This window comes from Nonomuraea sp. NPDC003709 (assembly GCF_040610775.1).
GTDB lineage: Bacteria > Actinomycetota > Actinomycetes > Streptosporangiales > Streptosporangiaceae > Nonomuraea > Nonomuraea angiospora_A.
This window is the reverse complement of the sequence record NZ_JBEXMW010000057.1, coordinates 24,677-30,769: the sequence shown is the minus strand read 5'-3', so window position 1 is coordinate 30,769 and position 6,093 is coordinate 24,677. Positions and strand designations below refer to the sequence as shown.

Annotated in this window: 7 protein-coding genes; 3 read left to right on the top strand and 4 right to left on the bottom strand. The window is 70.6% G+C overall.

Annotation, left to right across the window (positions count from 1 at the left end; translation table 11 throughout):
* Window positions 1-207, top strand: a 207-nt coding sequence (locus tag ABZX61_RS64535) for a hypothetical protein (protein WP_355203269.1), incomplete at its 5' end; no start/stop codon positions are given.
* 74 nt (window positions 208-281) lie between these two features.
* On the opposite strand, the gene ABZX61_RS64530 is transcribed toward ABZX61_RS64535, so the two are convergent.
* On the bottom strand, window positions 282-869 hold the full coding sequence (locus tag ABZX61_RS64530; RefSeq protein WP_355212859.1) for a helix-turn-helix domain-containing protein: 588 nt from the start codon (window positions 867-869) through the stop codon (window positions 282-284).
* A gap of 113 nt (window positions 870-982) precedes the next feature.
* On the opposite strand from ABZX61_RS64530, the gene ABZX61_RS64525 reads away from it, so the two are divergent.
* Entirely contained in the window at window positions 983-2,065 is a 1,083-nt protein-coding gene (locus ABZX61_RS64525; protein WP_355212857.1) for a saccharopine dehydrogenase NADP-binding domain-containing protein, read from the top strand.
* 40 nt (window positions 2,066-2,105) lie between these two features.
* Here ABZX61_RS64525 and ABZX61_RS64520 read toward each other — a convergent pair whose 3' ends face one another.
* The gene (locus ABZX61_RS64520; protein WP_355212855.1) at window positions 2,106-2,720 is read right to left on the bottom strand and encodes a class I SAM-dependent methyltransferase; all 615 of its coding nucleotides are present in this window, start codon (window positions 2,718-2,720) and stop codon (window positions 2,106-2,108) included.
* Between the two features lie 45 nt (window positions 2,721-2,765).
* Here ABZX61_RS64520 and ABZX61_RS64515 point away from each other — a divergent pair, with 45 nt between their 5' ends.
* Window positions 2,766-3,191, top strand: coding sequence for a MerR family transcriptional regulator (locus tag ABZX61_RS64515; RefSeq protein ID WP_355212853.1), 426 nt, complete (start codon window positions 2,766-2,768; stop codon window positions 3,189-3,191).
* 32 nt (window positions 3,192-3,223) lie between these two features.
* Here ABZX61_RS64515 and ABZX61_RS64510 read toward each other — a convergent pair whose 3' ends face one another.
* Both ABZX61_RS64510 and ABZX61_RS64505 read right to left on the bottom strand, forming a co-directional pair.
* Window positions 3,224-5,590, bottom strand: a complete 2,367-nt coding sequence (locus ABZX61_RS64510) for a heavy metal translocating P-type ATPase (protein ID WP_355212851.1) — start codon at window positions 5,588-5,590, stop codon at window positions 3,224-3,226.
* An 84-nt stretch (window positions 5,591-5,674) separates the two neighbouring features.
* Window positions 5,675-6,067 carry a MerR family transcriptional regulator gene (locus ABZX61_RS64505; RefSeq protein ID WP_355212849.1) on the bottom strand — a complete coding sequence of 131 codons (393 nt, stop codon included), beginning with the start codon at window positions 6,065-6,067 and terminating at the stop codon, window positions 5,675-5,677.
* Between the last annotated feature and the right edge of the window lie 26 nt (window positions 6,068-6,093).

Genomic DNA, 6,093 nt, shown 5'->3' with positions numbered 1-6,093 from the left:
CTGCGGGTGGCGCCGGAGGCGATCCGGTTGTCCCGCAGCACGCTGAAGACGATCAAGGGCAACCTGTTCTGGGCGTTCGCCTACAACGTGGCCGCCCTTCCGCTGGCCGCGCTGGGGCTGCTCAACCCGATGATCGCGGGTGCGGCGATGGCGTTCTCCAGCGTGTTCGTGGTGAGCAACAGCCTGCGGCTGCGCCGCTTCAAATAGGAACCGTGTCCTGTGGCCCGAAGGCGATCACCGCCTTCGGGCCACAGGACGTGCCGCCAAAGATCTGGAAGCAGTCAACTGGGGGTCCTGTTCGTCGAGTCTCCGGTCACGGTGTCCCGGAGTGAGGCGGCGGCGACCCGCAGGCAGGTGACGAAGTCCGTCTGCCCGTTCGCGTTGACCCATTGGTCGAAGGCGCTCTGGAAGACGACCATGGCGATCTGGGCCACCAGGTGTGCCGTGCCGGTTTCGGTGCCGCGCTGTTCGAGTGCGGTGCGGATCGCGGCGGTGACGGCAGCGAATTTGGTGCGCTCGCGTTCCTGGAGTTCCGCGCTGGCGTCGATCACGGCGCGGCGCTCGGCGACGTTCTTGACCTGTTCGGCAAGCTGAGCGCCGACGTCGGCGAGGGCGTCGAGGACGGTGGACAGCGGCGATGAGGTCTCGGCGGCGGCGAGGACGGCCTGCTGAATCGCGGTGGGCAGCCGCTCGGAGCCGGCGAAGAGGACTTCACGCTTGTCGGGGAAGTAGCGGAAGTACGAGCGCCGGGTGATGCCGGCGCGCTCGGCGATCTGCGTCACGGTCACGTTGTCGTATCCGTGCTCCGCGTAGAGCTCCAGTGCGGCCTTGATCAGGCGCTCTTCGGTTCCGGGATCCCATCTCGCCATGGCCTGACAATAACAAATGATGTCTCAGTGTGTCGTCGGTGCTAGCATCAGTGATGACACACTGAGACATCACCCGGATTTCAGCCCGGAGGGGGTCCCCAATGACTCACGGCATGCCCGACGCACGGACCGGTGAGGTATGGATCCTGGGAGCGACGGGCCGGATCGGCGCCGCCGTCGCCGCCCGCCTGGCATCACGAGAGGTGCCAATAGCGCTGGTCGGGCGCGACCGTGACCGCCTGGACAAGGCGCGAGCGAAACTCGGCCAGGGAGACCGGGTGAAGGTCGTCGTCGCCGGCACCGCGGAGAAGATCGCGGAACAGATCGCACAGCAGCGGCCGACCGTGGTGGTCAACACCATCGGCGAGTACGCCGAAACCGCCCTGCGGCTGGCCCGCGCCTGCATGCCGGGCGGGCACTACCTGGACCTGGCCGCCGACCCGACCGCCACCTCCCGGCTCCTCGACCTGCACGAAGAGGCGGCAGCGGCCGGCAGCACCCTGGTGACCGGCGCCGGATTCGGCGTCCTGGCGACGGAAGCCGTCGTCGTCGCCCTGTGCGCCGGCCGCCCCGCCCCCAGCCACGTGCGGGTGGACGCCTTGGCCTCGGTGGCCATCGAGGCCGGCGTCATGGGTGCCGCCTTCGCCGCCTCCATCATCGACGTGCTGACCACCGGCGGGCTCCGCTACGAAGACGGCCGCCTGGCCAGGACCAGGCTCGGCGCAGACGCGCAACACCTCACCCTCCCCGACGGGCAGAAGGTGAAGTCGGCGGGAGCCCCCTCGGGCGAGCTCATCGCCGCGCGGCGGGCCAGCGGAGCGCCGAACGTCACCGCCACCTCCGCCCTGGTCCCCACCGGCGCGGCCGTACGAGCGATCCTTCCGCTCGCCGGGAAGCTGCTGTCCATCCCAGCGCTGCGTCGCTTCGCCGTCCGCCAGTTGGCCGGCCTCCGGCTCAAGGCGGCCTCCCGTCCCCGGCGGCACTCCTGGGGACACGCCGTCATCACCTGGCCGGACGGCACCAGCCGCGAAGGATGGCTACGCGCTGATGACGGCATGGACTACACCGCCGGCGCCGCCGCCGAAATCGCCGCACGCCTCGCCCGCGGCGAAGGCAAGCCCGGCGCCTACACACCTGCGGCCGCCCTGGGCCCCGACCTCGCGGCCGCGGCCGGAGGCACCTTCATCCTCCCTTGAGGACCCCCTCGCCCGTCATCAACGGAACCCAGCCAGGGGCCTACGTCCGCCTGTACTCCGGCGACGCCGAGCCTGGGCAGCGCCCTTCGAGAACGGTCAGATTCGTGAGCTCATGGCGCTGCGCCGGCTCGCCCAGGGCGTGAGCGATACGCCCCAGCTTCTCCTCGGGGAGAGCATTCTTCCTGGCGATCGCTGAGCGGCCGGTGGCGCTGTGCCAGGCGATGAGCAGCCTGCCACGAGGCCGGGTCACCCGGCGCAACTCGTGGATGCCTGCCTCCAGGTCCGGCCACATCGCCACGTTGTTCACCGAGACCACGACGTCGAAGCTGTCGTCGGGACAGCCCGTGTCCGCCGCGGTGCCGAGCCGCAGCTCGACGTGGCGCCCGCGGTTGTGCCGGGCCGCCTGACGCAGCATCTCGGGCGACGGGTCGATGCCGCAGATCCGCTCGGCCTCGATGTGCCGCAGCAGGCCACCCGGCCCGCATCCGGCCTCCAGCACGCTGCCCTGCTCCCCGATGAGCGTCACGAGTTCGCCCGGATCGTTGAGCCACAGCATGAGCCGTCCTGCCAAACGCCCGAGGACTCCCTGCGGAAGGGCGAACGGAGAGCGGATCGGCTCGTCGTACGCCCAGGACTGGATCTCCTTGGTGGCCATGCTTCCAGGTTCGCGGTTCAAGGCGGGTTGAAGTCAAATGGACGCATGGAGCTCATATCCATCGGTGAGGCCGCCCGTCGCCTCCGCCTCAACACCTCGGCTCTGCGGTACTACGAGGAACGAGGCCTGGTACGGCCGGCGGCTCGCCATGCCGGAAGGCGGATGTACGGCCGGACCGAGCTGCGCCGCCTCGCACTGATCGCACTGATGCAACGGCTCGGAGTCCGGCTCGACACCGCCGCCGCCGTCATGGACGAGTCCGGCGAGCAATGGCGATCAGCGGTGCGGGACCAGATCGACGAACTGGACGCCCTGATCGAGCGAGCCCAGGGCGCCCGCCGGTTCCTCTCAGCGGCGCTGACCTGCCCCGCTGAGCATCCCACGAGCGAGTGCCCGCACCTGGTCGGCGTCCTGGACCGGCTGTCCACCGGCGGAACCGTCGAAGAACTCGCGGAAGAGCACTCGGATTAGGTGACCTCGATGGTCGCCACGAGAGCCGGTGCTCAGTCTCCGGCGGCGACAGGGCGCGGGAGGCGGAGCCCCTTGAGGGCGAGTGCGTTGACCGCGACGATGACGCTCGACCCGGACATGGACAGGGCGGCGATCTCCGGTCGCAGCACCAGGCCGAAGGCGGGTTCGAAGACGCCGGCCGCGATCGGCAGCGCGATCGTGTTGTAGCCGATCGCCCAGCCCAGGTTCTGGCGCATCTTGCGGAGCGTGCCGCGGCCGATGACCAGCGCCGTCGGCACGTCGAGCGGGTCGGAGCGCATGAGCACCACGTCGGCGGTCTCGACGGCGACGTCGGTGCCCGCGCCGATCGCGATGCCGAGGTCGGCCTGGGCGAGCGCGGGGGCGTCGTTGACGCCGTCGCCGACCATCGCGACCTTGCGCCCGTCGCGCTGCAGCTCGACGATCTTGGCGGCCTTGTCGCCCGGCAACACTTCGGCGATCACGGTGTCGATGCCGAGCTGGTCGGCGATCCGCCGGGCGGTGGCCTCGTTGTCGCCGGTCAGCATGACGACCTCGACGCCGGCCTCGTGCAGCGCCGCCACCGCGGCCGCGGAGCTGTCGCGGGGCGCGTCGGCGATGCCGATCAGCCCGGCCGCGCGGCCGTCCACCGCGACGACGACCGCGGTACGCCCGCCCGCGGCCAGCTCCTCGCGCCGGGAGGCCAGCGGGCCCAGCTCGACGCCTTCGACCTGCATCAGCTTCGTGTTGCCCACCAGGACCCGGCGTCCGTCCACCTGAGCCGTGGCGCCATGACCCGGGACGTTCTCGAACCCGGTGACCCGCAGGACCCCGGGAGCATGCGCGTCGGCGTGGCGGACCACGGCCTCGGCCAGCGGGTGCTCGGACTCGCGCTCGACGGCGGCGGCCAGCCGCAGCAGTTCGGCCTCCTCCATCCCGTCGGCGATCACATCGGTGACCTCCGGTTCGCCCCTGGTCAGGGTGCCGGTCTTGTCCATGACCACGGTCTGGATGCGGGCCGAGGTCTCCAGCGCCATGGCGTTCTTGAACAGCACGCCGCGCTTGGCGCCGAGGCCGGCGCCCACCATGATCGCGGTGGGGGTGGCCAGGCCCAGCGCGTCGGGGCAGGTGATCACGACGACGGTGATGGCGAACAGCATCGCCGTGCCGGCCGCCGCACCCGCCAGCAGCCACACCACCAGCGTCAGCCCGCCGCCGATGAGCGCGACGAGGACGAGCCAGAACGCCGCCCGGTCGGCCAGGCGCTGCCCGGGAGCCTTGGAGTTCTGGGCCTGCTGGACGAGCTTGACGATCTGGGCGAGGGCGGTGTCGGCGCCGACCTTGGTGGCCCGTACGCGCAGGGTGCCGTTCTTGTTGATGGTCGCGCCGACCACCGCCGAACCGGGGGCCTTGTGCACCGGCAGGCTCTCGCCGGTGACCATCGACTCGTCGACCTCGCTTTCGCCCTCCATGACCTCGCCGTCGACGGCGATCTTCGTGCCGGGACGGATGAGCAGGACGTCCCCGGCCACGACCTCGGCGGTGGGGATCTCCACCTGCTCGCCGTCGCGGATCACCACGGCCTTGGGCGGGGCCAGGTCGAGCAGCGCGCGGATCGCGTCGTTGGCGCCGCCCCTGGCCCGCATCTCGAACCAGTGCCCCAGCAGGACGAACGCCGCCAGCACGGTCACCGCCTCGTAGAACACCTCGCCGCCGCCGGTCAGCGTGATGTACAGCGAGTACAGCCAGCCCGCCCCGATCGCCACGGCGACCAGCACCATCATGTCCAGCGTGCGGGCCCGCAGCGCCCGTACGGCGCCGTCGAAGAAGATCCACGAGGAGTAGAAGATCACCGGCAGGCTGAGCAGCAGCGCCCACACGTCCTCGCGCAGCCCGAACGGCACCGGCACGTCCAGCCCCAGCACCTCGCGCCCGATCGGCGACCAGATCAGGATCGGGACGGACAGCACGGCCGCCACGAGGAACCGGTTGCGCATGTCGGAGACCATGGCCTCCATCGACATGGCGCCATGGCCCCCGTGCCCCATCGCCTCGTGCGGCGACGGACCTGCGTGCTCCCCATGCTCGGCAGGGGCCTCACGGACGGCTTCGGCGACGCCCGGCGGGTCGGGTTCTGCCAGGGGATCGCAGACATGCGACGGTACGGACTGCCCCGCGCAGTGATAGCCGCATTCCTGTACCCAGCGGCGCAGCTCGGCCAAGGACGTGGCCCTCGGGTCGAACACCACGACCGCGGTCTGCCCGACCGGGTTCACCTCGACCTCGATCACTCCGGGGCGGCGGCTCAGGACGGCACGCACCACGTTCTGCTCCGAGGCCCACTGCAACCCGCTCACGTCGAGAACCGCCGTGCTGCGATCCTTGATGTCCCCGGTCGTCATGGTTCTCCTCCACATCCGCCCGGTAGCGCTCGATCTACCATTAGCCATAGTAGACGTCGGCCCCTCGGGCGCCAGGTGCCGGCCTCAAGGCATGACGGCCGCGGGGACCCGCTCCTCGACCGCGGACCGGAAATGGGGGCAACCGGCCAAGTCCTCGTGATCGCAGTCCAGCGCGCAGTCGATGAGCTCGAGCGACGCCTGCGCCTCGGCGATGCGCCGGGCCAGCTCCTCCCGGCGGCGCAGCAGGACGGCGCGCCGTGCTGCCGCGTCCGAGGTGGCCATCATCTCGTGGATCTCTTCCAGGCTGAACCCGGCTTCCTTGCCACGCAGGATCACGGCCACCCGGTAGAGGTCGTCAGGCCCGTAGCGGCGGCGCGCTCCTTCGATACGGGCCGGCGCGATCAGGCCCATCGCCTCCCAGTGCCGCAGGACATGCGTCGCCAGGCCGAACCGCTCCGCGATTTCCCCGATGCTCATGGTCGCACTTGACTTCATGTCGACAT

What these genes read in the sequence shown, in the direction of transcription:
- ABZX61_RS64530 (WP_355212859.1), bottom strand. Translation starts at nt 869, where the DNA reads ATGGCGAGATGGGATCCCGGAACCGAAGAGCGCCTGATCAAGGCCGCA.
- ABZX61_RS64525 (WP_355212857.1), top strand. Translation starts at nt 983, where the DNA reads ATGCCCGACGCACGGACCGGTGAGGTATGGATCCTGGGAGCGACGGGC.
- ABZX61_RS64520 (WP_355212855.1), bottom strand. Translation starts at nt 2,720, where the DNA reads ATGGCCACCAAGGAGATCCAGTCCTGGGCGTACGACGAGCCGATCCGC.
- ABZX61_RS64515 (WP_355212853.1), top strand. Translation starts at nt 2,766, where the DNA reads ATGGAGCTCATATCCATCGGTGAGGCCGCCCGTCGCCTCCGCCTCAAC.
- ABZX61_RS64510 (WP_355212851.1), bottom strand. Translation starts at nt 5,590, where the DNA reads ATGACGACCGGGGACATCAAGGATCGCAGCACGGCGGTTCTCGACGTG.
- ABZX61_RS64505 (WP_355212849.1), bottom strand. Translation starts at nt 6,067, where the DNA reads ATGAGCATCGGGGAAATCGCGGAGCGGTTCGGCCTGGCGACGCATGTC.